Annotated in this window: 2 protein-coding genes and 2 tRNA genes; all 4 read right to left on the bottom strand. The window is 38.1% G+C overall.

Annotation, left to right across the window (positions count from 1 at the left end):
- Positions 1 to 1,332: ABC transporter substrate-binding protein (locus A194_RS0115740; RefSeq protein ID WP_029425419.1), on the bottom strand; the 1,332-nt coding region annotated here is incomplete at its 3' end.
- A 94-nt stretch (positions 1,333 to 1,426) separates the two neighbouring features.
- A complete protein-coding gene (gene murQ / locus A194_RS0115735) occupies positions 1,427 to 2,335 on the bottom strand; it encodes an N-acetylmuramic acid 6-phosphate etherase (RefSeq protein ID WP_017187744.1) in 909 nt (302 codons plus the stop codon).
- Between the two features lie 200 nt (positions 2,336 to 2,535).
- Positions 2,536 to 2,609: transfer RNA gene (locus A194_RS0115730), tRNA-Cys, on the bottom strand.
- Positions 2,610 to 2,647: 38 nt separating this feature from the next.
- A tRNA-Gly gene (locus A194_RS0115725) sits at positions 2,648 to 2,722 on the bottom strand.
- Positions 2,723 to 2,727 lie beyond the last annotated feature (5 nt).

Genomic DNA, 2,727 nt, shown 5'->3' with positions numbered 1-2,727 from the left:
AATAAATTCTTCAGCTGTTAGATTTCCTAGTAATAATGAAACTAATGAATCACTTAAAGGTGTTTCTAAATCTGCGCTCATTGGATGAGGCATGTAATAAATTTGAACTTGTTCTGGATCATTAATCATTTCGTTAGCTTGAATTAAATATTCAGGAACATTAGGGTTATTGGATAAATCTACATCCTCTAAGTTCATAATCGCACCTGTGTGCTCTGAAAATAGCTCTGCATACTCACGAGAATAAACAAACTCAACAAACGCTTTAGCTGCCTCTGGGTTTGCAGCTTCCTCAGCAATCGCTAATGGTCTTAAGTCAGGAACGATCGCCATAGGTTCTCCTTCAGGGTTCATAGGTGAAGGAATAAAACCATATTGGAAATCTTCTGGTGTGTCACCTTCCATCTCATTTGGTAACCAGAACCCAACAGGAATGAATGCATTATCATGAAGTAAGAAGTTCATTTGAGATTGCGTATGGTTTAAAGCACCTAAACCTGAATCAACATAACCTGCTTCAACCATCTCCTGAACATTATCCATAATTTCTACAGCTTCATCAGTTTCCCATGCACCTTCTTCACCTTGGATAATGTCAGCTAATAGATCATTACCACCATATGCTGCAAATGCAGGGTATAGCATACCTCTAGAGAAGTAATAAGGGTGCTGTCCAGTCGTTACGAAAGGTTCAATCCCTTCGTTGTCTTGAATATCACCCATAGTGCTCATAAAACTGTTAAAGTCAGATGGCACTTCATAGCCATGCTCATCAAAACGAGCCATGTCATACCATGTACCCCAAGCATCGAATACTAATGGTAAGCTATACAGTTCACCATCATAAGTTGAAGGCTCTGCAATAAAGCTATCTAAAAGCGGAGAACCGTCTTCTAGTTCAATATCTCCTGCCCATTCAGTTAAATTCATTAACTGACCATCTTCAACCATTTGAGTTTCACTTGAACCAGCACCATCGATATAAACGACATCAGGTGGATCTCCTGAAACCCAACGCGATCTCATCTCTTCGTTAATGTTCGCACCAGCGTGCTCAACAACTTCTACACCTGGATACTCTGCTTCGAAATCTTCAATGACTTCTTTCCACCATGAATCACCATAGCCACCAACAAAATATTGGATTTCTAACTCGCCACTAACTTCACCTTCAGTAGCCTCTTCATCTTCATCACTAGAACCATTGTCATCAGTTGTTTCTTCTTCATCAGGCTCTCCATCATCAACAGGAGCTTCATCTGGAGCACAACCAATGGCAAAGATCATAAATAACACTGTCATTAATACTAATAAGTAATGACCTTTAAACATTTTGTTCAATGTTTCCTCCCCCTTTTAAACTTATTATTATATGAATCGCACCAATAGAGATGTAAAGCTATTAATGCGTATTCTACTATTAAACCTAACTTAACTGCTTAGCATAATTAATCGCTTCTCGAACATAACCGTCACACTTAGAAATCGACTTCTGTGCCTCTTCATATGTAACACCACTTTTAATCATGACTATAGCTGGTTTAACTTCATTATTAGTTGCTGCTAGAGCCTGATCGGCTTCCTCGTAAGACACATTAGTTATTTCCATAATAATTCTTCTAGCACGGTTTTTTAGTTTATAGTTACTAGCTTGAACATCTACCATTAAGTTTTCATATACTTTTCCTAGCTTGATCATTGTTGTCGTACTAATCATATTCAGTACCATTTTGTGAGCTGTTGCAGCTTTCATTCTCGTTGAACCTGTTAATACTTCAGGTCCTACCACCACTTCTATTGCTTGATCGGCATATTCGCTAATCAATGAATTTTTATTACATGTTAGTGATGCCGTATAAGCTCCAGTCTCTCGTGCGGCTTTTAAAGCACCAATTGGATACGGTGTACGACCACTAGCGGTTATACCGATTACGACATCATCTTCGTTAACTTCTTTCTCAGTAATGTCTTTTATCCCTTGCTCTTCATTGTCTTCAGAACCTTCCACAGCTTGAAAGAATGCCTCAATCCCACCAGCCATTAAAGTTTGGACTTTTTCAGGAGGTGTCATAAAAGTTGGGGGACATTCAGATGAATCTAAAAATCCTAGCCGTCCACTTGTTCCTGCACCAACATATAACAAACGCCCTCCACGTGCGAGACGCTTATATACGTTTTCTACCACTTCGTTTATGGAAGGAATAACATCGCTGACTGCCTTTTCAACTTTTTGATCTTCTCGATGAATCGTTTGCAAAATTTCATAAGTATTAAGCTGATCTAAGTTCATGCTATTTTCATTTCTTTGTTCAGTAAGTAGTTTAGATAAATCCATCAGTTAGATCTCCTTAGCCTTATAGTAAAACGCTTTCAAAAACCTTCAATAAACTTTGCTGAAAATTTATAATAATTATAACTTTATTAATTTTTTATGTCAATCATATCTTTTATTTATAAAATATTATTTCAAAATAAGCATAAAAAAAGTTGGCAAACAATTGTTTACCAACTTGAGATTATGTATTTAAAATTTTATGGAGGCGGCAACCGGATTCGAACCGGTGATAAAGGTTTTGCAGACCTCTGCCTTACCACTTGGCTATGCCGCCATCAATATACTATATGATTGATATGCGGTGCATGTGAATGGAGCGGAAGACGGGATTCGAACCCGCGACCCCCACCTTGGCAAGGTGGTGTTCTACCGCTGAACTACTTCCGCATATA

This window comes from Alkalibacillus haloalkaliphilus C5 (assembly GCF_000269905.1).
GTDB lineage: Bacteria > Bacillota > Bacilli > Bacillales > Alkalibacillaceae > Alkalibacillus > Alkalibacillus haloalkaliphilus_A.
Note: the sequence above shows the minus strand (reverse complement) of the source record. Positions and strands in the feature narration are given on the sequence as shown.

Coding starts and splice junctions, on each gene's coding strand:
- murQ (WP_017187744.1), bottom strand. CDS start 2,335: ATGGATTTATCTAAACTACTTACTGAACAAAGAAATGAAAATAGCATG.